A 23,924-nucleotide genomic window follows, 5' to 3' on the forward strand; every position below is an offset into this window, starting at 1 on the left:
GCACTCGGTTCTGAAGGACGCGTTTTTGACGCACCCGCCGAAGCCTCTCTAGCCGAGTGCTCCAAAAACCATCGGATTAGGCCAGGGACACTCCAGTAGGAGGATCCCCACAAGGGCCGCTCGGGCTGCCGGAGTCGAGAGCTGCGCGGGCCAGCTCGAGCCCTCAGAGCTGACGTCAGGGTGTCGCGTGCTCGACGGCTCGCAGGACCGGGACGAGGGCCTGGTGCAGGGTGATGAGCTGGTCCTGGCTCAGGCCGAGGCGGGCCACCACCTCGTGAGGGACGGCCTCGGCGCGCTGGCGCAACGCTCGTCCTGCCGGGCTCAGGCTCACGACCACCGACCGCTCGTCGTCCTGGCTGCGCTCCTTGGTCACCAGCCCCGAGACGGTCAGTCTCTTGACCAGCGGCGACAGCGTCCCGGAGTCCAGCTGGAGCAGCCGCCCGAGCTCCTTGACCGACAGCCCTCCGTGCTGCCACAGCGCCAGCATCACCAGGTACTGCGGATGGGTCAGCCCCAGCGGTTCCAGCGCCGGTCGGTACAGGCCGATCACGTTGCGCGAGGCCACCGCCAGGGCGAAGCAGACCTGCCGGTCCAGGGCCAGCGGGTCCTCGCTCGGCACCGCCTCCTGGGCCGCCGGTGTGGGCCTCGCCTCGATGGTCACACCGAGAGCGTACGGGACAGTCGTGTACCGTTCGGTTGTACGCAACTGAACCGTGCACCGTTTATCTGCGCGCTGTGCGCGGCGCCGCACGGTCCACGAAGGCTTGAGGAGCAGGGATGGCGAAGTCGAACGAGCAGTCGTGGCTGGCGCGGCTGGAGGCCACGTTCAAGCGGATCTACGGGCCCGCGGAGGTCGACTCCGCCAGCCAGCTGGATCCGCACGCGGCCAAGCGCCTGCAGGGCATCAACGGTGACTTCGAGGTTCGCCGCGACCGCAACGGGCGTAACTACCTCGTGGCCCGCCCGGCCGCACAGCCCCCGGCGCCCCAGGACGGCGCCCGATCTGGCGAGGGCGACGGCGAGCCCACCGACCGACCGCGCCGGTAGAGCACCACCGACCACCCACCCCCGGACCACCCGTCCCGCGGGCGCCTGAGGAGTCCTCAGCACGCGCCCGGGTCGGTCCCCCGCACCGACCCGATGGAGACTTCGTGACGCTGCCCCGAGACGCCCACCCCAAGTTCGCCGAGTACGCCCACCCCGAACGTCTGGTCAGCACCGACTGGCTGATCGACCACCTGGGCGAGCCGGGCCTGGTCGTCGTCGAAAGCGACGAGGACGTCCTGCTCTACGAGACCGGCCACATCCCCGGCGCCGTCAAGGTCGACTGGCACACCGACCTCAACGACCCCGTCACCCGCGACCACATCGACGGCGAGGCCTTCGCCGCCGTGATGGCCAGCAAGGGCATCAGCCGCGACACGACCATCGTGATCTACGGCGACAAGAACAACTGGTGGGCCGCCTACGCCCTGTGGGTGTTCACCCTGTTCGGCCACGCAGACGTCCGGCTGCTGGACGGCGGGCGCACCGCCTGGGAGGCAGCAGGCCACGACTACACCACCCAGACGCCGCAGCCCACCCCCGCGGACTACCCCGTCATCGAGCGCGACGACTCCGCGATCCGCGCCTTCAAGGACGACGTGCTGACCTTCCTCGGCGGCCAGCTTCTGGACGTCCGCTCCCCCGAGGAGTACACCGGCGCCCGCACCACGATGCCGGCCTACCCCGAGGAGGGCAGCCTGCGCGGCGGGCACATCCCCGGCGCCCAGTCAGTCCCGTGGGCCCGCGCGGCCGCCGAGGACGGCACCTTCAAGCCCCGCGCCGAGCTTGAGGCGATCTACCAGGGCGAGAAGGACCTGACCCCCCAGGAGCCGGTCATCGCCTATTGCCGCATCGGGGAACGCTCCAGCCACACCTGGTTCGTGCTCCACCACCTGCTCGGCTTCCCCGACGTGCGCAACTACGACGGCTCCTGGGTCGAGTGGGGCAACGCCGTCCGGGCGCCCATCGCCGTCGGACAGGACCCGGGCACCCCCGCGGTGGGCGCGTGAGCGAGACGAGCACCGGCCAGGCCACCCCGACACCCCCCGCGTCGGCCCCCGAGACGCCCCCGTCGTCGGCGGAGGTCAACGCGACGATCCGCTACACGATGTGGTCGGTCTTCCGCGCCGTGGACCACCTGCCCGACGACGAGCGCGACGCCGCGACGCAGGAGCTCGAGCAGCTGCTCGCCGCCGACGAGGACGTCGTCGTGCGCGGCCTCTACGACGTCAGCGGCCTGCGGGCCGACTCCGACCTCATGGTCTGGTGGCACGCGCCGACGGTGGAGGCGCTGCAGGCGGCCTACCACCGGCTGCGCCGCTCGGCCGTGGGTCAGGTGCTGGAGCCCGTGTGGTCCTCCACGGGGATCCACCGGCCGGCCGAGTTCAACAAGGGCCACGTCCCGGCCTTCATGGCCGGGGAGGAGCCCCGCGGCTACCTCTGCGTCTACCCGTTCGTGCGCTCCTACGACTGGTACCTGCTCGACGACGCCGACCGCAAGAAGATGCTGCGCGACCACGGCATGGCCGCCATGCCGTTCCCGGACGTGCGCGCCAACACCGTGAGCGCCTTCGCCCTCGGGGACTACGAGTGGCTCCTGGCCTTCGAGGCCGACGAGCTGCACCGCATCGTCGACCTCATGCGCGAGCTGCGCGCCACCGAGGCCCGCCGCCACGTGCGCGAGGAGCTGCCCTTCTTCACCGGCCCCCGCGTGAGCCCCGAGCAGGTCGTCGCCCGCCTGCCCTGAGGACCCCATGGGCGATAGTCGCCGAGCTCGGCTCCGGCCTCATCACGATGCGCGCCCCGAAGGCGCCGAGCGGGGACGGGGCTGCACGTGGGCGTCCAGCAGGGGGCAGAGGCGAGCAGTCACGACGTCGCCTGAACACCTCCCTCAGGACCGCCTGCGTCCGGCCGAGGTCCGGCGGTGATCTGCTCGGACGGCCGGGGTGGCAGGTGCCGGTACAGGCTGGTGCGGGCGATGCCGGTCTTGGCGACGATGTCGGCGATGGTGTGCCCGCCCTCACGCAGGTGGACCGCGTAGGCCAACTTGTCGGGGTCGACCACGGTGGGCCGCCCGATCCGGCGGCCCTTGGCCGCGGCGACCGAGCGGGCGTGCGCGGCGCGCTCCACGGTGTAGGTCCGTTCCATCTGCGCGAAAAGCGCGAGCAGCACCACGGCCAGCTGCGCCATCGGGTCCTCGGGACGCGAGGAGTCCACCCGGATCGGGTCGGCGAGGTTGCGCACGCCGACGCCGGCGTCGGTGAGCTCGTGGATCAGGTTCAAGGTGTCGCGGACGGTGCGCCCGAGCCGGTCCAGGGTGTGGACGACGATCACGTCGCCGGGGCGGGCGTAGGCCAGCGCGGCGCGCAGCCCGGGCCGGTCAGTGGTGGCCCCGGACTTCTTGTCGAGGTAGATCCGCTCCCGCGCGACGCCGGCCTCGACAAGAGCCTCGACCTGGCGCTCGAGGTCCTGCTTGGCCGTCGAGACCCGCGCGTACCCGATGTCCACGCCCCCGACCGTACCGGAGGTCAGCGCCGTACGGTCGATGCGGGACGGTGTTGTGGGGCTGGCTTTTGGGACGCCTTACGGCCTCTCCAGCGACTGCAGGGCGGCCCCTCGGCAGGCCGTCCCACTTCCAAGGAAGTGGGACTGTCCGGCTACGCCACCTCGGCGGCGACGGGCAGGTAGTCCGACCAGCCCGGGCGGCTCTCGACGCCCGTGAGGACCCACGCCGGGCCGACGGGCGCGACGGGACGGGTCCGCAGCGCCCAGCCCATCTCCTCCGGCGTCCTGCTGCCCTTGAGGCCGTTGCAGCGCAGGCAGCAGGCGACGAGGTTCTCCCAGGTGTCCCGCCCGCCGCGGCTGCGCGGCAGCACGTGGTCCACGGTCGTCGCCGACCGGCGGCAGTACGCGCACCGGCCGCCGTCGCGGCGCAGCACCCCCCGCCGGGAGACGGCGACGCGCCGGAGGTGGGGCACCCGCACGTAGCGCGTCAGGATGATGACCGAGGGCCTCGGCAGGCTCAGGGTCGCCGCGACGACGGGGACCTCGTCAGCGGCCAGCACGACCGCCTTGCCCGCGAGGACGAGCACGACGGCCCGCTTGAAGGAGACGACGCCGAGCGGCTCGTAGCCGGCGTTGAGGACGAGAGTGCGCATGACGACCCCGATCTGCCCGCGCCCGGCGCCGCGCACCGGGACACGAGCGCTCGCTCCGCGGCTGGAGTGCGCGCGGAGGGGAGGACGCACGACGGCGCCGACCAGCAGTGGTCGACGCCGTGGGGTGCGGGGAGTGCGGGGCTGACGCGCAGCCGGGTGGCCACGGGCAGCTGAGCGCCCCCGTCGAGCACCTGGCGGGGGCACCGCGGCGCGACCCGGCCCTGGAGCGGGCTGGACGCGCCGGTGCTGCCGCCACGAGACCTCCTCGACGGGGCCGGCCGCGGAGGTCCGCCGCCGACGCCGTCACGGTACGACTCCAGGGCCCTCCCGTCACGGGGGTTGGGAGGACGTCCTGCGCCCGCCGTCCGCCCGTCATCGCCGCTCCACCGCCCGGACGCCCTCCGCGTCGTCCGTCGCGACCCGCGGACGACGACGGCCCGCCACCCCGTGCGGGGTGGCGGGCCGTCGCGGCGAGCTGCTCGAGAGCCGGCTCAGGAGGCGGGCTCAGCAGCGGGCGTCCTCAGTAGCGGACGAAGTAGACGTCCGAGGTCCACATGTCGCGCAGGGACACCGACTTGCCCGGGCGGGGCGAGTCGTACCACTGGTTGCCGCCGGCGTAGATGCCGATGTGCGAGCCGTCCGAGACGACCGCGAGGTCACCGGGGCGCGCCTCCGAGCGGGAGACGCGGGTGCCCGCGGCGCCCTGGGCGGCGGCGGTGCGGGGCAGCGAGACGCCCGCCTGCGCGAAGACGTACTGGGTGAAGCCCGAGCAGTCGAAGCCGGACGGCGACGTGCCGCCGTAGGAGTAGGGCGTCCCGACGTACTGCGCGGCGATGTCGAGGACGGAGCCGCCCGCGCTCGAGGACGCCGAGCTGCCGGCCGAGTCGCTGGACGAGCTCTCCTGCGACGAGGACTCCTCGGAGGAGCCGCCCGAGGACGAGCCCTCCGAGGACGACTCGTCGGAGTCGTCGGACGACGAGCCGCGCTCGGAGTCCCGGGAGACGGCCCGGGTCTCCTCGCGCTCCGAGGACGCCGTCTCGTCGGAGCCCTCGGCGCCGGACTCCCCTGCCTCGGACGAGCTCCCGTCCGAGGAGGAGGACTCGTCGGACGAGCTCTCGTCGGACCGGTCCTCGTCGGCGGAGTCCGCCTCGACCGGCTCCTCCACGACCGGCGCGGGGGGCGGCGGCGGGGGCGGCGGCGCCGTGACGCCGGGCGCCGCGCTGCGCGCGAAGGTCACGGGCACGTCGGCCGCGACGACGAGCGCCTCGGTGACGGCGGGCTCGGCGACGGCGGCCTGCGGGGCCTCGACGCGCTCGGCCGGCGCGGTGAGGGCGGGCTGGGGGCGCGGCTCCTCGACGAGGGGCTCGGCGCTGGAGGTCGTGACGCCCAGGGTCATGACCAGACCGGTCGAGGCGACGACGACGGCGCCGCGGCGGGCGACGCCCCCGGCGCGGGCGGCGACGGCCTCGGTGAGCCCGCTGAGGGGCGTGCTGACCGGCCCAGGAGCGGCGTGCCGGGCGCGGTGGCGTCCGGCGACGGGCGCAGGGGCGTGCGAGGGGGCGTGCAGGGGCACGGGGTGTGGCCTCTCCCAGTCGCCTACGAGGTGAGCTGTCGGGTTCGGGTGGGAGCCACCCGGCCGTCTCTCCACGGGAGAGACCGGCTTCACCCCGAGGACCCGCGAGGGCCCGACCTCGCGGTCGGACCGATGTCGCGGGACCGGAAGTGGGTCCCCCGCCCCTGCCTCGTCGAGCTCGGTGGGACCTGCGACCCGGCGGCAGGGCTCGGCGCTCCGGGGCAGGCGCGCCCGGGTCCCCGGGCAGCGGCGGGAACGTAACCCACGGACACCCGCCGCGTCACATCCCGGTAACGGCGCGGCGTGGCGTCGGCGACATGCCGTGGTCGACATCACGCAGGGTGAGGTAAACCGCCGTCGCCCACCGGAGGGGTACCCGGCCCCGCTACCGACGGGCGGACGTGCGCGAGCGCCGACCCCCGAGCGGTCGTCATCCGCCGCTCGGAGGCGCGTCGTCGACTGCGCCCCCACGACCCGGCCGAGAGATGGTCAGGGGCCGGGAGCCCCTGTCGTCCCGCCCGAGCCGCTCCTCAGACCGCGGGCGCCACGAACACGTGGGAGGCGACGGAGTCCAGCAGCTCGAGACCGACCTCGGCGCCCTCGACGGCGACGACGACCGAGCCCTCGGAGCCGCGGCGCGCGGACGGGCGGCGCTCCAGCGTCACGGCGCTGCCCGGGCGCACCGACGCCGCGGCCAGCTGCGCCATCACCACGTGGTCGTACTGGACCGGCTCGCCGAGCCGTCGGACGACGAAGGAGCCGCTCCCGGACTCGCTGGCCTGGACGAGGGACACCACGCCCTCGAGGAAGGACGTCGTGGCGGCGCGCGCCGCGTCGGGCTCACCGCCCTCGAGCTCGCCGAGCCCCGGGATGGGGTTGCCGTAGGGCGACTCCGTCGGGTGGTCCAGCAGCTCCACGAGCCGCTTCTCGACGCGGTCGCTCATGACGTGCTCCCAGCGGCACGCCTCCTCGTGGACGTACTCCCAGTCCAGGCCGATGACGTCGGTGAGCAGGCGCTCGGCGATGCGGTGCTTGCGCATGACCCGGGTGGCGAGCGTGCGCCCGTGGTCGGTCAGCTCCAGGTGGCGGTCCCCGCTGACGACGACGAGGCCGTCGCGCTCCATGCGGGCCACCGTCTGGGAGACCGTCGGGCCGCTCTGGGAGAGCCGCTCGGCGATGCGCGCCCGCAGGGGGACGATGCCCTCCTCCTCGAGCTCGAAGATCGTGCGCAGGTACATCTCGGTGGTGTCGATGAGGTCGCTCACGCGGTGCCCTCCGTGTCGTCGTCCTCGCCCGCGCCCGTGCTCTCGCGCCGCGCCTGTCACCCGCCCCGCACCGGTGCGGACCTGGGCCCTCCTCGGGCTCGGCGCGCCGGTGCGACGTCGGGCTGTCTGGAACGATCCTAGAGTGGCGCGGCCCGCCCCGGCGCCCCCCGACGCCCGTCCGCCCCCGGCCGCCCGCGCGCTCGTCCGGACCCCGCCGCGCCTCGCCGCCGAGGCGCCCGCGGCCTCCTGCACGACGTCGGGGAAACCTCTGGCGCGGACCGCGGAGGCCGTCGTACGGTGCGCGGACACGAGAGAGGAGGTGGTCCTACCAGTGGTTGACAACAGGACGCGTGAGGTGGCTGCCCGCTAGCCGCCCGAGCACATCGGACGACGCTGCCCAGCAGTCGAGTCCGGCCGCCGACCGGGGAACAGTCCCCGGCCCGACAGAGGCGACCGGCGAGATCCAGGCAGCCACCGCAGCCCCCGGGTGCCGTGCCCGTCCAGCACGGCGCGACGTCGACGGCCCGCCGCCGACGTCGGCCCCGGGGGCTGTTCCGCGCCCGGCCCCCGGCGCGCGCCCCACCCGCGAAGCAGACGCCTCCTTCACCACGCGGAGGCGCCACACCGCGAAGCAGACGCCTCCTTCACCACCTGGACGCCCCTCGCGGCGAAGCAGACGCCTGCTTCACGGCAGAGGCGCGGCGGCTCAGGGCTGCAGGCGGGCGAGCTCCCAGCCACCGGCGTCGTCGAGACGCGCGGGCTCCCCCGTGCGCGAGGTCCACGCGGCGCGGTCGTGCAGGCGCGAGGCGCGGCCGGCCCAGAGCTCGACGGACGTCGGGAGCACCCGGACCCCGCCCCACGACGGCGGCAGCGGCACGTCCCCCCCGGCGAAGCGCTCCTCCAGCTCGGCCACGCGCTGCTCCATCGCCGCGCGGCTGGCCACGCGCTCGGACTGCGCGGACGCCCACGCCGCCACCTGCGAGCCCCGCGGCCGCTGGGCGAAGTAGGCCGCCGACTCCTCGCGGGTCAGGCGCTCGACGGCGCCCCGCAGGCGCACCTGGCGCGACATCGCGTGCCACGGCAGGACGAGCGCCGCCCGGGGGCGGGCCTCCAGCTGCCGGCCCTTGGCCGAGGCCAGGTTCGTGTAGACGACGGCGCCGCGGCCGTCGAGGCCCTTGAGCAGGACCGTCCGCGCGTCCGGCACCCCCTCGGGGTCCACCGTCGCCAGCACGACGGCGCCCGGCTCGACGACCCGCTCGTCGGCGGCCGCCTCGGCGTACCAGCGCTCCAGCAGCTCCAGCGGGGGCACCGGCGGGTCCGCCCGCCACAGCGGGGCGTCGTCGTCGAGGCCGGCACCGGTGTAGGCCACCCGCGCCGACGGGTCGACCACCGGCGGCCGCGCGGGACCGTGCTCCGGAGCGCCTCCCGCGGGCTGCCGGGCGCCGCCGTCCGCGACCGGTGCGCCGTCGCCCGGCGCCCGATCACCCCCACCGCTGCCCAGCCCACCGACCACGCCGGGCAGAGTAGGCCCGCGGCCGCGACGGTGCGCCGCGGGCGGCACCACCTCCAGACCGAGGGGTCGGCGCCGGTGACAAGGGGGAGGGTCCGTGCACGACGACGACGGCCGCGCGCCCGCGGAGGGTCGCGGGGGCCAGCACGACAGCGGGACGACGCGGCAGGACGGCCGCGCCGGCCTGGCCCGCGAGGCGGCGGTGGTCGCGAGGGTCGCCGGCGGCACCCGCGTCAGCGAGACGGGCCCCGGCGTCCTGCGCTACCGCGGTCGCGACGTCGCCGACCTCGCGGGGCGCGTCCCGTTCGAGGAGGTGTGGGGCCTGCTGGTCGACGGCGCCCCGCCGGCGCGCGGCGGCGTCGGCCCGCTGCCGCCCGCGGAGCCCTTCCCGCTGCCGGTGCGCACCGGCGACGTCCGCGTCGACGTCCAGAGCGCGCTGGCCCAGCTGGCGCCCGTCTGGGGCCTGGCGCCGCTGCGCGACACGACGCCCGAGCGGGCGCGGGAGGACGTCGCCCGGGCGAGCGTCCTCGCCCTGAGCTTCATCGCCCAGTCCGCCCGCGGCCCGGACGCCCCGATGGTCCCGCAGCGCCGGGTGGAGCAGGGGGCCACGACGGCGGAGCGGTTCCTCCTGCGCTGGCGCGGCGACGTCGACCCCGACCACGCGCGCGCCCTCGACGCGGGCTGGACGGTGCTCGCCGAGGACGGCCTGACGCCGGCCACGCTGACCGCCCGCATCGCCGCCGCCAGCGGGGCCGACGCCGCCGCGTGCCTGTCCGCCGCGGTGGGGACGATGAGCGGCCCCCTGTGCGCCGGCTCCCTCCCCCGGGTGCTGCACGTGCTCGACGCCGTGGACCGCAGCGGTGACGCCGACCGCGTCGTCGCCTCGGTGCTCGACGCGGGGCACCGCCTCATGGGCTTCGGCCTCCACGGGCGCAGCGGGCCCGACCCGCGCGTCCCGCTGCTGCGCGACGCCGTCCGCGCGCTCGCCCCGGCGCGCCTGCCCAGCGCCCTCGCGCTCGAGGAGGCCGGCGAGGCCGCCCTGGCCGAGCGCACGAGCCCCGACGACGAGGGCCGGCACCCCTCGGCCAACGCGGCCCTGTGGGCGGCCGTGCTGCTCGACGGCGCGGGCGTCCCCGCGTCGATGCTCACCCCGCTCGTCCTGTGCGCGCGGACGGCCGGGTGGTCCGCGCACGTCGTCGAGCAGCACGCCGACGACCGGGCGCGGTGACGCCGGACGCCCCGCGCGCCGTCCGGCGCGCGCCCGCGCCTGCGAGAGGATGGGGGTCGTGATGAGCCTCGCCGGGACCGCAGCGACCGCACCGCCCGCGGCGGCGGTGCCCGACCTGCGCGTGCCCGACCTGCGCGTGCCCGCGGGGCTGCTGCCCGCCGACGGCCGCTTCGGGTCGGGCCCGAGCCGCGTGCGCCCGGCGCAGGTCGACGCGCTGTCGGGCCTGGCGACGTCGGTCATCGGCACCTCCCACCGCCAGGCGCCGGTCAAGGACCTCGTGCGGCGCACCCGCGAGGGCCTCGCCGCCCTGCTGGGCGCACCGGACGGCTACGAGGTCGTCCTGGGCAACGGCGGGTCGACGCTCTTCTGGGACGTCGCGACGGTCGGGCTCGTGCGCGAGCGCGCGCAGGCGTGCGTCTACGGCGAGTTCACCGCCAAGTTCGCCGCCGCGCTGGCCGCGGCGCCCTTCCTCGCCGAGCCGGACGTCGTCCGCGCGCCGAACGGCTCGCTGGCGCTCCCGCGGGCCCGCGAGGGCGTCGACGTCCACGCGTTCGCCCACAACGAGACCTCGACCGGCGTGCTCGCCCCCGTGCGCCGGCCGGAGGGCGCCGGCGACGCGCTCGTCGTCGTCGACGCCACCTCGGCGGCGGGCGGTGTGCCGGTCGACCTGGCCGAGACCGACGTCTACTACCTCGCCCCGCAGAAGGCCCTGGCCTCCGACGGCGGGCTGTGGCTGGCCGTGTGCTCGCCCGCCGCGCTGGCGCGGGCCGAGGAGGTGGCCGCGCTGGGGCGCTGGACGCCGTCCTCGCTCTCCCTCCCGCTCGCCGTCGCGAGCAGCCGCCAGGACCAGACGCTCAACACCCCGGCCGTGATCACGCTCGCGCTGCTCGTGGACCAGCTGGAGTGGCTGCTCGCCCAGGGCGGGCTCGCCTGGGCCGCCGAGCGCACCGCCGCCTCCAGCGGGCACCTGTACGCGTGGGCGGACGAGCGCGAGTGGGCCCGGCCCTTCGTCCCCGACCCGGCGCACCGCTCCCCCGTCGTGGGCACCGTGGACCTGCTGCCGCCCGTCGACGCCACCGCCGTGCGGGCCGTCCTGCGCGCCAGCGGCGTCGTCGACGTCGACCCCTACCGCGCGCTGGGGCCCGACCAGCTGCGCGTCGGCATGTTCCCCGCGGTCGACCCCGCCGACGTCCAGGCGCTGACCGCCTGCGTCGACTGGGTCGTGGAGCGGCTCTCGTGAGAGGCCCCCTCGGCGGCCGGCACGGCGTCGCCCCGGGCGGCGCGGCGCGCGCCCGCGCCGCGGCCCGTCGACAGCCCGCGTCGCGGGACGCTGTCCGTAGGCTGCCCGCCATGTCACGCACCGCAGCGTGGGCGGTGGACGGCGCCCGCTTCGTCCTGCAGCGCCTGGTCCTCCGGCCTCTCGTGCGCGGCGTCGTCTCGGTCGACATCGAGGGCACCGAGCGCGTCCGCGACCTGGAGCCGCCCTTCGTCGTCGTCGCCAACCACTCCAGCCACCTCGACGCGCCGCTCGTGCTCGGGGCGCTGCCCCCGCGGCTGAGCCACCACCTCGCCGTCGCCGCGGCGGCGGACTACTTCTTCGACGCCCGCTGGCGCGCGCGCCTGACGGGGCTGGTCTTCAACGCCTTCCCCGTCGACCGCAGCGGCACCCGCGGCAGCTACCGCGGGCTCGCCGCGCAGCTCCTCGACGAGGGCGTGCCGCTGCTGCTCTTCCCCGAGGGCACGCGCTCGCGCGACGGGTCGATGGCGCCGTTCAAGGTGGGCGCCGCGGCGCTGGCCGTCACCCGCGGCGTCCCCGTCGTCCCCGTGGGGCTCGTCGGCGCCTACGACGCCATGCCGCGGGGCCGCAGCTGGCCGCTGCCCGGTCGGCCCCCGGTGCGGGTCGTCATCGGGGACCCGCTGCACCCGCGCGACGGCGAGAACGCCCGCGCCCTCACCCAGCGGGTCGCGCTCGCGGTCGAGCGCCTCGTGCGCGGCGAGGACGAGGCCGACGGCGAGGGCGAGGGCGGCCCCGGCGTCGTGTCGGTCCTGGAGACCGAGCGCCCCCGCGACGGGCGCCCCGCGGACGCGCAGCCGGACGGCGGGGGCACCCCGGACGGCAGCGCGCCGCCGCCGGACGGGGACCGCGACCGGAGCGGTCCCGACGCGCAGGCATCATGAGCCCCATGGACGACGCGGCGACCCAGCAGACCCCCTTCGACGCACCGGGGACGTCACCGCGCACCGACCAGGCCGCGCAGGACCGCCTCGAGGGTGACGGCGCCACCGGTGTCCAGCACATGAAGTGGTGGGGCTGGGGCCGTGAGGGCGTCAGCTTCGACCACCGCGACAAGCCGAAGCTGCGGCCCTTCGTCATCGATCGGGTCGGCATCGACCTCGACACCCCGGGCCGCGCCGCGCTCGACTTCGACCAGCTGCCCGTCCCGGACAGCCGCGCGCCGCAGGAGCTCCTCGACGCCCTGGCCGCCGCCGCCGGCGCGGACCACGTGCAGACCGGCGCCATGGAGCGCGTGGTCCACACCTACGGCAAGAGCCTGCGCGACCTCCTGCGCCTGCGCGCCGGCGACCTGCCCCGCACCCCCGACGTCGTCGTCTACCCCGGGGACGAGGACGCCGTGCGCGCCGTCGTGGACGCCGTGGCCGGCGCCGGGGCCGTGCTCATCCCCTTCGGCGGGGGCAGCAGCATCTCCGGGAGCCTGCACCCGGACGCCGGCGAGGAGCGCCCCGTCGTCTCCCTCGACCTGGGCCGGATGAACCGCGTCCTGGAGGTCGACGAGCACTCGCGCCTGGCGCGCGTGCAGGCCGGCGTCCTCGGGCCCGACCTGGAGGACCAGCTCGGCGCCCGCGGCTGGACGATGGGCCACGTCCCGGACTCCTTCACCCACTCCACGCTCGGCGGATGGATCGCGACGCGGTCCAGCGGCGCGCAGTCGGACAAGTACGGCGACATCGCCGACCTCACGCGTGCCCTGCGCGTCGTGCAGCCCGGTCGCGTCGTCGCCACCCGCCACGTGCCCAGCGAGGCCACCGGCCCGAGCGTGCGCGACATGCTCATCGGCTCCGAGGGGCGCCTCGGCGTCATCACCGAGGCCTGGGTGCAGGTGCACCGCCTGCCCGAGCAGCGGCAGATCCTGGGCTACTTCTTCCCCTCCTTCGAGGCCGGGATCGCCGCGATGCGCGACATCTCCGCCAGCGACGCCTCGACGGTGCTCACGCGCGTCTCCGACCCGAACGAGACCGCCTTCTCCTTCGCCACCGGCAAGCGCAGCCGCGGGGTCTCGCACCTCGTCAGCTCGGGCCTGAAGACGGTGCTCAAGCGGCGCGGCTGGGACCTGGACTCGATCTGCCTGTCCTTCGTGGGCTACGAGGGCGCCCCCTCCTTCGTGAAGGCGAACCAGGGGATCGTCAAGGGCATCGTCAAGGCCCACGGCGGCATCGTCGTCGGCAAGGGCCCCGGGACGCTGTACGACCAGAAGAAGTTCGACACGCCCTACATCCGCGACTACATCCTCGACCGCGGCGCGCTGGCCGACGTCTCGGACACCGCGGCGCCGTGGTCGGGGCTCCTGCCCCTGTACCGGCACGTGCGCGAGGAGGCCGACCGCGCCTTCGCCCGCGTCGGCGTCAAGGGCTGGATCATGTGCCACCTCTCGCACAGCTACCACGGCGGCGCGTGCCTGTACTTCACCTTCGCCTTCGCCCAGACGAGCGAGACCCCGCTCGTGGAGTACGACGTCGTCAAGGGCGCCATCCAGCAGGCGTTCGTGGACTCCGAGGGCACGCTCTCCCACCACCACTCGGTGGGCACCGAGCACGCGCAGTGGCTGGCCCAGGACATCTCCCCCGCGGGGCGCGCGATGCTCGGCGAGCTCTTCGCCGCGGTGGACCCGCAGCGGCAGCTGAACCCGGGCGCGATCGTCGACTGAGGCGCCCCGCTCTCCCCGGTCGCGACCGGGGGGAGCACGCCCCGCCGGGACGTCGACCGAGGACTCGAGCCCCCCGGTGGGGCGGGTCAGCCGACGCGCGTCGTCACCGCTCCGCCCGCGCCGACCCACCCGACGGGAGCGCTGCTGCTCGAGGGGACCGGCTCGTCGTCGGCACCGGTCAGCGGGGCCGACGCGCTGCCCGCCACCTGGTCGACCACCTGGTCGGCGTCGTCGACGCCACGGCCCCGCAGGTGCTCGTCGAAGAAGCCGAGGATGCGACGTCGCGCGTCGGCCGAGGCCTCGTGGTCGTGCGAGACGCCCATCACCCGGCGCATCACGGGCACCAGGGGCGAGGTGTCGGCGGTGCGGGTGATGAACCCGTGCTGGACGCCGTCGTACTCGCGGACGTCGTGGGGGACGCCGGCGCGCGACAGGGCGCCCTCGACCCGCGCGGCGGCGCCCGCCAGCAGGCGGTCGGCGCCGCCGAAGCTGGCCACGACCGGGCAGGCGCCCTGGACGGCCGCGTCGAGCGCGGCGTCGTCGTCCGGGAGGATCCCGTAGTTGACCGACGCAGCCGACCACCCGGGCCGACCGGCGAGCAGCAGCGCGAAGCCGCCGCCCATGCAGAAGCCGATGACGCCGACGGTCCCCGTGCAGTCGTCCCGCTGGGCGAGCGCGGCGCGGGCCGACTCGAGCCGCTCGAAGGCGGGCCCCTCGCCGCGGCCCAGCTGCTGCATCGTGCGCGCGACGCACGGCACGCGGCCCCAGCCCTGCGTGCGCCCGTCCCTGCTGTAGAGGTCGGGCAGCAGGGCCACGTGCCCGGCGGCGGCGAGCCAGTCCGCCTGGTCGCGCATGTCGTCGGACATGCCGAACGCGTCGTGGACGACGACCACGCCCGGCCACGGCCCGGGGTCGCGCTGCGTCGCGACGGGCGTCGAGAGGTACGCCGGCATCGTCGAGCCGCCGGGACCGGGCACCGAGGTCGTCGTCATCCCGGCACTCTCGTGCGGGGACCCGGCGATCGCGACCCGGGAGCGCGCTGCCGGACCGCCCCGCCTCAGCCGCGCCCGTCGTCGTCCTCGGCCGGGTGGAGCCAGCGGCCGACCAGGAGCAGGGCCAGCTCCCAGACGAGGAAGGCCGCGCAGAAGGCGGCTGCGGTCAGGACGACCCGCAGGAGCCAGGGTCCCGCGAGAACCCGTCCTGCAGCACGAGCGTCGCGACGGTGCTCCCCGTCGCGTAGACCACGGCCCACCGGTGCCGCCGCTCGGGACGCACGGCTCAGCGCCGCGAGGGGACCCTCAGCGAGGCGCGCTCGGTCCAGGCGAGGCCCAGGGACGCCACGACGACGGCACCCCACAGGGGCAGGAAGCCGCCGAAGCCGTCCTGCTCCGGCACGCGCGCCGACAGGAGCTGGTGCAGGACCACGCCGACCGCCAGCCACGCGAGCCCGGCGACCCAGCGCCGTCGCCGCGGCGCTCCGTGCCACGACGGCACGAGGCCCTCGCGCCGCTGCGCGTCCGGGTCGGCCCTCAGGCCGAGCCAGGCCACTGCTCGCCGTCCCCTGCCCACCACAGCGCTCTCCCCCGTCGGCGTCGACGTCCGGGTCGACCGTACGTGCCCGGGCGCGAGGTGTGGGGGCTCCACTGGCCTGGCATGGCCGCAGATCGGGGTCGCAGTGGGGCGTCAGGCCGCGGGGCGTGCGGCCCGCCCGCCGGCGGCGTCGAGGGACTCGCGGGCGGCGCGGCGGTCGTCGGGGTGGAGCACCTGCAGGTGCGGGTGGCCGTGCACGCGGTAGCGGATCTTCAGGTCGTCGTGGCGCAGGACCCACAGGACGGCGAGGCCGGTGACCAGCAGCGCCGAGATGCCCCCGACGTAGATGGTCCAGCGGGCGCCGAAGGTGTCGCCGAGCCAGCCGAGGAGGGGCGAGCCGATCGGCGTCCCGCCCATGAAGACCATCATGTAGAGCGCCATGACGCGCCCGCGCATCGCCGGCTCGGTGGTGGTCTGCACGAGCGTGTTGGCCGCCGTCATGAGCGTCAGCGCGGTCAGCCCCACGGGGATCAGCGAGACGGCGAAGGACCAGTACGTCGGCATGCTGGCGGCCACCATCGCCGCGACGCCGAAGGCGCCGGCCGCCCCGAGCACCAGCCGCAGCCGCACCTGGGCCCGCCCCGCGGCGAGCAGCGCTCCGGAGAGCGAGCCGATGGCGAGGATGGAGCCGAGGATCCCGTACTCGGCGGCCCCCTTGTCGAAGACCTGGGTGGCCACCAGCCCCGTGGTCAGCTGGTAGTTCATGCCGAGCGCGCCCACCGTGCCCATGACGACGAGCACCAGCACGAGGTCGGGCCGGCCGCGCACGTAGCGCAGCCCCTCCCGGATCTGGCCCTTGCCGCGGCCCGCGAGCGGCATGGGGTGCAGCTCGGAGGTCCGCAGCAGCGCCAGCGCCACCACCGTGGCGGCGAACGACACCGCGTTGATGAGGAAGACCGGGCCGGTGCCGAAGGCCGCGATGAGCAGGCCCGCGACGCCCGGGCCGACGAGCCGGGCGCCGTTGAACGACGCGCTGTTGAGGCCCACCGCGTTGCCGAGGTGGTCCGCCGGCACGAGCGCGGCGACGAAGGTCTGGCGCGCGGGCGCGTCGAAGGCCGTCGTGATGCCCAGCAGGGTCGCCAGGGCGTACACGTGCCACAGCTGGGCGAGGTCGGTGAGGACCAGCAGCCCGAGCACGAGGCCCCACAGGCCGGAGAGCCCCTGCGTGAGCATGAGCAGCTTGCGCTTGTCGAAGCGGTCGGCCACGACGCCCGCGTAGGGACCGAGCAGCAGCATCGGCAGGAACTGCAGCCCCGTGGTGATGCCGACGGCGACACCCGAGCCGGCGGTGAGGACCTGCAGGACGAGCCAGTCCTGGGCGACGCGCTGCATCCACGTGCCCACGTTGCTCACGAGGGCGCCGCCGAACCAGATGCGGTAGTTGGGGATGGACAGGGAGCGGAAGGTCGCGCTCACGGCGCCACCACCCGGCGCAGGATGGCGGCGGCCTCGGCGAGGACCGCGCGCTCGTGCGGGCTCAGCTGCGCGAGGCGCCTCGTGAGCCACTGGTCGCGGCGGCGGCGCGTGGCCTGCAGCAGGTCGCGCCCGGCCTGCGTCGTCTCGACGAGGACCTGGCGGCCGTCCTGCGGGTGCGGCCGGCGGTCGACGACGCCGGCCTCGACGAGCGCGGCGATCGTGCGCGTCATCGACGGCGGCTGCACGTGCTCGGCCTCGGCGAGGGCTCCCGGCGTCGTCGGCTCCAGGCGCTCGAGCAGCGCGAGCACCGAGTACTGGCTGTCGGGCAGCGCGTCCTCGGCCCGCTCGGCGCGGATGCGGCGCACGGAGCGCATGAGCGCGACGCGCAGCTCGGCGGCGAGGGCGGAGGGACCGGTGCCCGGCGCCCCCGGGCGCCGGGAGGACGGCGGGACGGCGCCCGCCGGAGCCGTGCCCGCCGGGGCGCTGGTGGACGGAGCCGGTGCGGGCGGGGCCTCGCCCGGGGCGCGGGTCTGCAGGCGCTGCGGCACCTCGTGAACGTACGTCATTACCCGGGCTAACGACATCCGGGGGCGGGGGCATTCCCCCTGCTCGGGCCTGGAGGACGCGCCCGGGGGCGCACTACGGTGCGGACGTGAAGTTCGCCGGCCTGCCCATGGAGGAGCGACCCACGCCACCCGCGCCGCGCACCGACGACCGCCTGGCCGCGCTCGCCGGGACGCTCGTGTGGGCGGTCTCCCTCGTCGTCGTGCTCGTGGAGCGGGACTCCCTGGTCGCCGACGACCGCGGCTGGTGGGTGTGGTGCTGCGTCGCGGGAGTCCTCCTCGGCCTCGTGGGCCTCGTGCACCTGCAGCGCCGCGAGATCCGCTACCGCACCGCCCGGCGCCGGGAGCGGCGCACCGCGCGCTCGGGGCTCACTGACGGGTCCCAGCCCTAGGGTCGCGCCATGACCGACCTCGGTGCCGTCTTCCTGCCGCAGCTGCCGCCCGAGCGCCTGCGCGAGGTGGCGCAGGCCGCCGACGCCTCCGGGCTCGACGAGCTGTGGCTGTGGGAGGACTGCTTCTTCGAGGGCGGCGTCTCCACCGCCGCCGCGGCGCTCGCGTGGACGGAGCGGGTGCGGGTCGGCGTCGGCCTGCTCCCGGTGCCGCTGCGCAACGCGGCCCTCGCCGCCATGGAGATGGCGGTGCTGCACCGCACCTTCCCCGGCCGCGCCGAGCTCGTGGTGGGCCACGGCGTCCAGGCGTGGATGGGTCAGGTCGGGGCCCGCGCCGCCTCGCCGCTGACGCTGCTCGAGGAGCACCTGGTCGCCCTGCGCCGCCTCCTCGCCGGCGAGGAGGTGACGACGTCCGGCCGCTACGTGCAGCTCGACGGGGTCCGCCTGGACTGGCCGCCGACCGAGCCCGTGCGCGTGCTCGCCGGCGCCGAGGGGCCCAAGACGCTGGAGCTGAGCGGGCGCGCCGCCGACGGCACCGTCCTCGTGGCCGGCACGACGCCGGAGCGCCTGCGCAGCGCGCGCGAGCGCGTCGACGCCGGGCGCGAGGCCGCCGGGCGGCACGACCACCATCGGGTCGTCGTCTACCACCTGGCCGCGACGGGGCCCGGCGCGGCCGAGCGCCTCGCCGGCAGCCGCGCGGCGTGGGACCTCCCGGACGCCGAGGACGTCGCCACGGCCGGCTCCGCCGAGCAGGTGGCCGACGCCGTGCGCCGCCTGGGCGACGCCGGGGCCGACGTCGTCGTGCTGCAGCCGACGGCGGACGAGCCCGACCCCGCGGGCTTCGCCGCCTGGGCCGGCGACCAGGTGCGCCCGCTGCTGGCCTGAGGCCCCGCGCGGCGGAGAGGGCCGGGCGCGCCCGACGCGGCAGCCGCGCGCGTCGGGGAGGATGGGGGCGACCGACCACGACAGGACAGTGATGACCAGCAGCGCCCCCACCGCTCCCGGAGCCGGCTCCGAGGCCGCCCCCCTCTCCGACGCCCCCTCCTCCGACGCCCCGAGCCGCCACGCGGCGGCGCGGCGCACCTTCGCCGTCATCAGCCACCCCGACGCGGGCAAGTCGACGCTCACCGAGGCGCTCGCCCTGCACACCGGCGCCGTCAACCGCGCCGGTCACGTCAAGGGCAAGGCCGGGCGCGCGGGCGTGGTCTCGGACTGGCAGGAGATGGAGCAGCAGCGCGGCATCTCGATCTCCTCGGCCGTGCTGCAGCTGGACCACCAGGGCCACGTGCTCAACCTCGTCGACACCCCCGGCCACGCCGACTTCTCCGAGGACACCTACCGCGTCCTCGCGGCGGTCGACTGCGCGATCATGCTCGTCGACGCCGCCCGCGGCATGGAGCGCCAGACGCGCAAGCTCTTCGACGTCTGCAAGCACCGCGGCCTGCCCGTCCTCACCGTCATCAACAAGTGGGACCGCCCCGGGCGCGAGGCCCTCGACCTCATGGACGAGGTCGCCGAGGTCACCGGCATGACGCCGACGCCGCTCACCTGGCCCGTGGGCGTGGCCGGGGACTTCCGCGGCGTGGTCGACCGGCGCACCGGCGGGTACACCGCCTACACGCGCACCCCCGGCGGCGCGACGATCGCCGTGCAGGAGCACCTGAGCCCCGAGCAGGCCGACGAGCGCGAGGGCGAGACCTGGACCACCGCCGTCGAGGAGGCCGAGCTGCTCGCCGTCGAGAACGGCGAGCACGACGAGGAGGCGTTCCTCGCGGGCCGCACGACGCCGGTGCTGTTCGCGGCCGCCGTCCTGAACTTCGGCGTCGACCACCTGCTGGAGGCGCTGCTGGAGCACGCACCGGCGCCCGGCCCGCGCCCGGACGTCGCGGGCGAGCCGCGGGCGCTGGACACCGGCTTCTCCGGGCAGGTCTTCAAGATCCAGTCGGGCACCGACCGCGCCCACCGCGACCGCGTGGCGCTCGTGCGCGTGTGCTCGGGCCACTTCGAGCGCGGGACGCCCCTGACCGTCGCGCGCACGGGGCGCACGCTGACGACCAAGCACGCCCAGCACCTGCAGGGCGCCACCCGCACGAGCATCGAGGAGAGCTGGCCGGGCGACGTCGTCGGTCTCGTCGGCGCTGCCGGCATCGAGGTCGGCGACACGCTGCACGCGCGCGGCGCCGTGGAGTTCCCGCCCATCCCCTCCTTCGCGCCCGAGCACTTCGTCGTCGCCCGGCCCGCCGACCTGTCGCGCTCCAAGCAGTTCCACAAGGGCATCGCCGAGCTCGACGCCGAGGGCGTCGTCCAGGTGCTGCGCTCGGACCTGCGCGGCGAGCAGGCGCCCGTGCTCGCCGCCGTCGGCCCGCTGCAGCTCGAGGTCGCCGTCCACCGCATGGCCGGCGACTTCAGCTGCCCGATCAAGACCGAGTCGCTCTCCTACAGCGTCGCCCGCCGCACGACCCGCGAGCACGTGCAGGCGCTGACCCAGCAGCGCGGCACCGAGGTGCTCGAGCGCCGCGACGGCGACCTGCTCGCCGTCTTCACCGACGTCTGGCGCCTGAACGGCGTCGTCCGCGAGCTCCCGGACGTCGTCCTCGAGCCGCTCGTCGCCGACACCACCGGCTGAGCGCGCGAGACGACCTGCAGAAGTCATCGCCGTCGCACCCGGCAGGCGGCTGACGTGCGGTGACGCTGCGTCAGCCGGACTTCTGCAGGTCGCCTGGCGCTCGTCGCCCCCCGGGCGGGTCCGCGCGCGCCGCCAGCACGGTCAGCACCGCCGAGACCGCGGCGATGACGAGCCGCGGGTGGGCGGCGCCGCGACGGCGCAGGAACGCCTCCGCCTCGCGGTCGAGGGCGAGCGCCAACCACTGGACGCCGGCGGTGAGCACGGCGGCCGCGGCGGGGAGAGCGGCGCCGGAGGGCAGCCCCGCCTCGGCGGGCAGCACGGCATCGGCGGGCCGCGGCGACCTCGCGGGGGCGGCAGCGGACGGCGAGGGCTCGTCGGGCCCCTGGCGCTGGCCGACCGCGACCGCCGTCGCGACGAGGGCCGCGGGAGCGCCGACCAGCACCGCCCTCAGCACCCCCGTCGCGCGCCCGACGGGCACCAGGCCGCCCAGGCCGCCGACGACCGCGGCCGTCACCGGGCTGCGCAGCACGGTCTGGACACGTGAGCGCTCCATCGCCCGGACCCTAGCGAGCGGTCGCGGGCCCGGCCCCGTCCTGCAGCGCCGCGACGGGGCCGGTCGCCTCGGCCGGCATCCCGTGGTCGACGGGCCGGTCCTCCGGCGCCGTGCCCCACGCCCGGTCGGGCTCCTCGCCGACGGCGACGCGGACGTGTCCGCCCTCGAGCAGGACCGAGGCGGGCAGCCACGAGCGGCTCCACGGCCGGCCGTCGACCCGCACGCCCCGGACGTGGACGTCGGCGCGGGAGGCCTGCGGCGCCGTGATGGTGGTCGTCGGGCCGCCGTCGCGGTGGATCCGGACCTGGGTGAAGGTCGGGCTGGAGATCAGCATCTCGCCGCGGCTCGGCGTCTGCGGGTACAGGCCGATCGCGCCCCAGACGTACCAGGCGGACATGGTCCCGAGGTCGTCGTTGCCGGGGAGCCCGCCGGGGCCGGTCGTGTAGACCTCGTCCAGGTAGGCGCGGACCGTCTCCTGCGTCTTCCACGGCTGCCCGAGGGCGTTGTAGAGCCACGGGACGTGGATGCCGGGCTCGTTCGTGGGGTCGTAGCCCTCCGGCCCGCCGGTCGCCCACGAGCCGTCGTCGTCGTGGAAGAAGTCGTCGAGCCGCTCGACGGCTCGCTCCTCACCGCCCATGAGCTGCGCCAGCCGGGCGACGTCGTGCTGGACCATCCACGTGTAGGTCGCCGAGGTGCCCTGGGCGAAGCCCACCTCGGTCCCGGGCGAGAAGGGCTCCACCCAGGAGCCGTCAGCGTTGCGCGCCTGCTGGTAGCCGTCGTCCGCGGTGGCCTCGGGGTTGAAGGTGTTCTGCCACCAGCCGGCCCGGTCGGTGAAGGTCTCGGCGACGTCGTCGCGTCCCAGCCGGCGCGCCCAGTCCGCCAGGGCGTAGTCCGCGGTGGCGTCCTCGAGCGTCTCCGCGGCCCCGCCCCAGCAGTGGCAGTCGTCCTGCGGGGCGTAGTGCAGGTCGAGGTAGGCGGCGAGGTTCGGGCGCATGCCGTGGCACTGCCCGGGGCAGCCGTAGTCCGAGAGCCCCTCGGGCCGGGGGACGGTCGCCTGGCGCACGAGGGAGTCGAACGCGGCCTCGACGTCGAAGCCGTCCACGCCGAGGGCGTGCATGCCGGCGAGCGTGGGCGCGCTCGGGTCCCCCGTCATGACCCTCGTGGCGCCGTTGACGTGGATCCACCGGTCCCAGACGCCGTCGTTCTGCTCGGAGAGGTTGAGCAGCGACTGGGCGAAGTCGCCGGCGACCTCGGGCTCGAGCAGCGCCAGCAGCTGCGTGTGCGCGCGGTACTGGTCCCAGCCGGAGAAGTTGCCGTACTGGGCCTCCTGGCCCTCGACCACGCGGTGCACCTGCTGGTCGCCGCCGGGGTAGGTGCCGGCGACGTCGCTGGTCACGTTGGGCTGCAGGAACGAGTGGTACAGCGCCGTGTAGAGCTTCGTCAGGTCCTCGGGGGTGCCGCCGCGGACCTGGACGCCCTTGAGCTGGCGGTCCCAGAGCCGGTCCCCCGAGCGGGCGACGCGCTCGACGGTGTCCCGGGGGCGCAGCTCGGCGGCGAGGTTCTCCTCGGCCGCCTCGGCGCTGGTGTAGGACAGCCCGACCCGCATGGTGACCGGCCCCTGCGCGGGGTCGAAGCCGACGTACCCGCCGGAGCCGCGGCCCGCGCGCGCCGCACCGGTCTCGAAGGTCTCGCCGCCGCTGGCCTCCAGCGTCCCCGGGCGCAGCTCGCCGTCGACCCAGGTGCCCGTCGTGGTGAAGTCCTGGTCGAAGTGCGCCGTGAAGTGCAGCCGGTAGTAGGAGTACTTGTTGCTGCCGCCGCCGTTGCCGCGCCGGCTGCAGAAGCCGCCGGTGAGCACCGACCCAGAGACGGTCCGGGCCTCGGGGTCGATGCGGACGTCCGCGTCCTCGCTGCCGTTCAGGGAGTTCGACGTGCGGAAGAGCAGCCGCGCCGGCTGGTCCTCCGGGAACTCGAGGGTGCCGACGCCGGCGCGGGTCGTGGCGGCGAAGTCCGTCGAGACGCCGTTGGCCAGGTCCAGGGCGTACCGACCCGGCTCGGCGACCTCGTCGGCGTGGGAGAAGTCGCTGGCGTAGACCGCGTCCGTCGTGTCCGCGCTCGGCGAGGACGTCACCTCCCCGACGTGCGGGAACACCGGGACGTCGCCGGAGGCCCCGGGGTAGCAGCCCGCGCCGTTGACGTGCGTGAGCGAGAACCCCCGCAGCCGGGTGGTGTCGTAGGCGTAGCCGTTGCTGCCGCCGGTCGTCGTCTGGTCGCCCCGGGTGGTGGTGGGCGACCACGACAGCATCCCGAAGGGCCGCACGGCGCCCGGGTAGGTGTTGCCCCCGCGGGCGGAGCCGATGAGGGGGTCGACGTACCCGGTGACGCTGGTGCCGCGAGGCGCGTCGAGGTAGCCGGGCGGCGGCGAGAACGCCGACGACGGCACGACCTGCTCCGCGAGCTGCGGGCTCGACCACCGCAGGACCAGGTCCGCCTCGCCGGTGACCTGGACGTGCTCGACCCGGATGTCGTGGGCGCGGTCGGCGCTGAGCTCCACCGGGGCGCTGGTCTGCTCGACCTCCCCCTCGTCGGCCCAGCGGTCGAGCACCGGCTCGCCGTCGACGAGGACGCGGAAGCCGTCGTCCCCGGTGGCCGAGAAGGTGTAGGTCGCCGTGGCGGGAGCGCTCAGCCGACCGGTCCACCGCGCCGCCACGTGCTCCCCGCGCCCCGCCACCCGCTCGTAACGGTCGCGCAGGTCCGTGAAGTCGATCGCGTCGTCCAGGACGGTGCCGCCCCGCTGCGCGAGGTCGCGCGCCCCGGGCGCCGAGGACGTGAAGTACTCCCCCACGAGGCCGTGCACGGCGTCGTCGACCGGGGCCGCCGCGGGGGCGCCGGGAGCCGCGGCCCGCGCTGCGGGGGCGGCGACGCCGAGCGGCACCAGCAGCGCCGTCGCCGTGAGGGCCGCCGCGGTGGCGAGCAGGGCGGGGACCGGACGTCGAGCGCTCACGTGCTCTCCAGGGACTCAGACCAGTGCGACCGGGCCAGCGAAGCACCGAACCGGTAGACGACGG

At 75.8% G+C, this 23,924-nt stretch carries 22 protein-coding genes and 1 riboswitch; of the genes, 10 read left to right on the plus strand and 12 right to left on the minus strand.

The features are described from left to right. Positions 1 to 175: 175 nt before the first annotated feature. Positions 176 to 655 carry a MarR family transcriptional regulator gene (locus Q0848_RS17070; protein ID WP_366146665.1) on the minus strand — a complete coding sequence of 160 codons (480 nt, stop codon included), beginning with the start codon at positions 653 to 655 and terminating at the stop codon, positions 176 to 178. A 122-nt stretch (positions 656 to 777) separates the two neighbouring features. Between Q0848_RS17070 and Q0848_RS17075 the strand changes: the two genes are divergently transcribed. The 3 genes from Q0848_RS17075 to hemQ all read left to right on the plus strand — a co-directional run bounded on the left by Q0848_RS17075 (position 778) and on the right by hemQ (position 2,791). Then, complete coding sequence (locus Q0848_RS17075) at positions 778 to 1,047, plus strand: hypothetical protein (protein ID WP_299039702.1); 270 nt, start codon at positions 778 to 780, stop codon at positions 1,045 to 1,047. Positions 1,048 to 1,151: 104 nt separating this feature from the next. Beyond that, positions 1,152 to 2,054: a sulfurtransferase gene (locus Q0848_RS17080; RefSeq protein ID WP_299039704.1), complete on the plus strand. Its 903-nt coding sequence runs from the start codon at positions 1,152 to 1,154 to the stop codon at positions 2,052 to 2,054. 86 nt (positions 2,055 to 2,140) lie between these two features. Further along, a complete protein-coding gene (gene hemQ / locus Q0848_RS17085; protein ID WP_366146666.1) occupies positions 2,141 to 2,791 on the plus strand; it encodes a hydrogen peroxide-dependent heme synthase in 651 nt (216 codons plus the stop codon). A 119-nt stretch (positions 2,792 to 2,910) separates the two neighbouring features. Here hemQ and Q0848_RS17090 read toward each other — a convergent pair whose 3' ends face one another. The 5 genes from Q0848_RS17090 to pdxH all read right to left on the minus strand — a co-directional run bounded on the left by Q0848_RS17090 (position 2,911) and on the right by pdxH (position 8,553). Next, the gene (locus Q0848_RS17090) at positions 2,911 to 3,552 is read right to left on the minus strand and encodes a recombinase family protein (RefSeq protein ID WP_299039707.1); all 642 of its coding nucleotides are present in this window, start codon (positions 3,550 to 3,552) and stop codon (positions 2,911 to 2,913) included. Positions 3,553 to 3,701: 149 nt separating this feature from the next. Continuing rightward, complete coding sequence (locus tag Q0848_RS17095) at positions 3,702 to 4,202, minus strand: HNH endonuclease (RefSeq protein ID WP_299039709.1); 501 nt, start codon at positions 4,200 to 4,202, stop codon at positions 3,702 to 3,704. Between the two features lie 520 nt (positions 4,203 to 4,722). After that, the gene (locus tag Q0848_RS17100) at positions 4,723 to 5,775 is read right to left on the minus strand and encodes a C40 family peptidase (protein WP_299039710.1); all 1,053 of its coding nucleotides are present in this window, start codon (positions 5,773 to 5,775) and stop codon (positions 4,723 to 4,725) included. Between the two features lie 5 nt (positions 5,776 to 5,780). Next, positions 5,781 to 5,969, minus strand: a riboswitch (cyclic di-AMP (ydaO/yuaA leader). A gap of 336 nt (positions 5,970 to 6,305) precedes the next feature. Next, positions 6,306 to 7,040: a metal-dependent transcriptional regulator gene (locus Q0848_RS17105; protein ID WP_299039711.1), complete on the minus strand. Its 735-nt coding sequence runs from the start codon at positions 7,038 to 7,040 to the stop codon at positions 6,306 to 6,308. Positions 7,041 to 7,746: 706 nt separating this feature from the next. Then, entirely contained in the window at positions 7,747 to 8,553 is an 807-nt protein-coding gene (pdxH, locus tag Q0848_RS17110; protein WP_299039713.1) for a pyridoxamine 5'-phosphate oxidase, read from the minus strand. A 94-nt stretch (positions 8,554 to 8,647) separates the two neighbouring features. Here pdxH and Q0848_RS17115 point away from each other — a divergent pair, with 94 nt between their 5' ends. From Q0848_RS17115 to Q0848_RS17130, 4 genes are all read left to right on the plus strand, one after another. Then, positions 8,648 to 9,778: a citrate synthase gene (locus tag Q0848_RS17115; protein WP_299039715.1), complete on the plus strand. Its 1,131-nt coding sequence runs from the start codon at positions 8,648 to 8,650 to the stop codon at positions 9,776 to 9,778. Between the two features lie 61 nt (positions 9,779 to 9,839). Further along, entirely contained in the window at positions 9,840 to 11,018 is a 1,179-nt protein-coding gene (serC, locus tag Q0848_RS17120) for a phosphoserine transaminase (RefSeq protein WP_299039716.1), read from the plus strand. Positions 11,019 to 11,128: 110 nt separating this feature from the next. Then, entirely contained in the window at positions 11,129 to 11,956 is an 828-nt protein-coding gene (locus tag Q0848_RS17125) for a 1-acyl-sn-glycerol-3-phosphate acyltransferase (RefSeq protein WP_299039720.1), read from the plus strand. A gap of 5 nt (positions 11,957 to 11,961) precedes the next feature. Then, positions 11,962 to 13,722, plus strand: coding sequence for an FAD-binding oxidoreductase (locus Q0848_RS17130; RefSeq protein ID WP_299039723.1), 1,761 nt, complete (start codon positions 11,962 to 11,964; stop codon positions 13,720 to 13,722). Positions 13,723 to 13,808: 86 nt separating this feature from the next. Here the strand turns inward: Q0848_RS17130 and Q0848_RS17135 are convergent, their stop codons facing one another. The 4 genes from Q0848_RS17135 to Q0848_RS17150 all read right to left on the minus strand — a co-directional run bounded on the left by Q0848_RS17135 (position 13,809) and on the right by Q0848_RS17150 (position 17,276). Beyond that, positions 13,809 to 14,714, minus strand: a complete 906-nt coding sequence (locus Q0848_RS17135; RefSeq protein ID WP_299039725.1) for a dienelactone hydrolase family protein — start codon at positions 14,712 to 14,714, stop codon at positions 13,809 to 13,811. A gap of 286 nt (positions 14,715 to 15,000) precedes the next feature. After that, entirely contained in the window at positions 15,001 to 15,294 is a 294-nt protein-coding gene (locus tag Q0848_RS17140; protein ID WP_299039727.1) for a hypothetical protein, read from the minus strand. A gap of 111 nt (positions 15,295 to 15,405) precedes the next feature. Further along, a complete protein-coding gene (locus tag Q0848_RS17145; RefSeq protein ID WP_299039729.1) occupies positions 15,406 to 16,728 on the minus strand; it encodes an MFS transporter in 1,323 nt (440 codons plus the stop codon). After that, complete coding sequence (locus Q0848_RS17150) at positions 16,725 to 17,276, minus strand: MarR family winged helix-turn-helix transcriptional regulator (RefSeq protein WP_299039731.1); 552 nt, start codon at positions 17,274 to 17,276, stop codon at positions 16,725 to 16,727. The genes Q0848_RS17145 and Q0848_RS17150 overlap by 4 nt, the downstream gene beginning before the upstream one ends. Positions 17,277 to 17,380: 104 nt before the next feature. Here Q0848_RS17150 and Q0848_RS17155 point away from each other — a divergent pair, with 104 nt between their 5' ends. The 3 genes from Q0848_RS17155 to Q0848_RS17165 all read left to right on the plus strand — a co-directional run bounded on the left by Q0848_RS17155 (position 17,381) and on the right by Q0848_RS17165 (position 20,306). Next, on the plus strand, positions 17,381 to 17,683 hold the full coding sequence (locus tag Q0848_RS17155) for a DUF2530 domain-containing protein (protein ID WP_299039733.1): 303 nt from the start codon (positions 17,381 to 17,383) through the stop codon (positions 17,681 to 17,683). Between the two features lie 9 nt (positions 17,684 to 17,692). Beyond that, complete coding sequence (locus tag Q0848_RS17160) at positions 17,693 to 18,565, plus strand: LLM class flavin-dependent oxidoreductase (RefSeq protein ID WP_299039736.1); 873 nt, start codon at positions 17,693 to 17,695, stop codon at positions 18,563 to 18,565. Positions 18,566 to 18,656: 91 nt separating this feature from the next. Beyond that, the gene (locus tag Q0848_RS17165) at positions 18,657 to 20,306 is read left to right on the plus strand and encodes a peptide chain release factor 3 (RefSeq protein WP_299039738.1); all 1,650 of its coding nucleotides are present in this window, start codon (positions 18,657 to 18,659) and stop codon (positions 20,304 to 20,306) included. A 70-nt stretch (positions 20,307 to 20,376) separates the two neighbouring features. Here the strand turns inward: Q0848_RS17165 and Q0848_RS17170 are convergent, their stop codons facing one another. Together Q0848_RS17170 and Q0848_RS17175 are read right to left on the minus strand one after the other, a co-directional pair. Beyond that, positions 20,377 to 20,859 carry a hypothetical protein gene (locus Q0848_RS17170; protein WP_299039740.1) on the minus strand — a complete coding sequence of 161 codons (483 nt, stop codon included), beginning with the start codon at positions 20,857 to 20,859 and terminating at the stop codon, positions 20,377 to 20,379. A gap of 10 nt (positions 20,860 to 20,869) precedes the next feature. Then, on the minus strand, positions 20,870 to 23,860 hold the full coding sequence (locus tag Q0848_RS17175; RefSeq protein WP_299039742.1) for a GH92 family glycosyl hydrolase: 2,991 nt from the start codon (positions 23,858 to 23,860) through the stop codon (positions 20,870 to 20,872). Positions 23,861 to 23,924: the final 64 nt, after the last annotated feature.

Origin of the sequence: uncultured Pseudokineococcus sp. (assembly GCF_947495735.1) — a bacterium.
Taxonomy (GTDB): domain Bacteria; phylum Actinomycetota; class Actinomycetes; order Actinomycetales; family Quadrisphaeraceae; genus Pseudokineococcus.